Annotated in this window: 1 protein-coding gene; it reads right to left on the bottom strand. The window is 63.4% G+C overall.

What is annotated here, in order from left to right; all coding sequences use genetic code 11:
• A partial coding sequence (locus HH308_RS29365; RefSeq protein ID WP_211188989.1) for a transposase occupies positions 1-508 on the bottom strand: 508 nt, incomplete at both ends.

Below are 508 nucleotides of genomic sequence, written 5' to 3'. Positions count from 1 at the left end.
ACCAACGCCTGCGAGACCACATGCGCACCCACCCGCACCTTGCAGTACGTAGCATCCAAGTAGATGTACGGGAAACTCGTGTGCGCCAAGCTCCGCTCCCGGAACTGCGCGATCTCCCCATCGAGACCAGCACAAATACGAGACACCTCCGACTTAGACACCCCAGAGGCCACGCCCATCGCCGCCACCAGATCATCGACACTGCGCGTGGACACCCCATGCACATACGCCTCCATGATCACCGCATGCAACGCCTTGTCGATCCGCCGGCGCCGCTGCAACAACGACGGGAAAAACGACCCCGACCGCAGCTTCGGGATCTTCACCTCCACATCCCCGGCCGTCGTCGACACCGTCTTGGTCCGGTGCCCATTGCGGTGCACCGAACGGCCCTCCGACCGCTCGTAACGGCCCGCGCCGATCGTCTCAGTCACCTCGGCCTCAATCAACGCCTGCATGCCCGCACGGATCAACTCGGCGAACACCGCGCCACTATCGGCGGACTTAA

The organism is Gordonia asplenii (assembly GCF_012933505.1).
Lineage (GTDB): Bacteria > Actinomycetota > Actinomycetes > Mycobacteriales > Mycobacteriaceae > Gordonia > Gordonia asplenii.
This window is presented reverse-complemented; position numbering and strand designations above follow the sequence as displayed.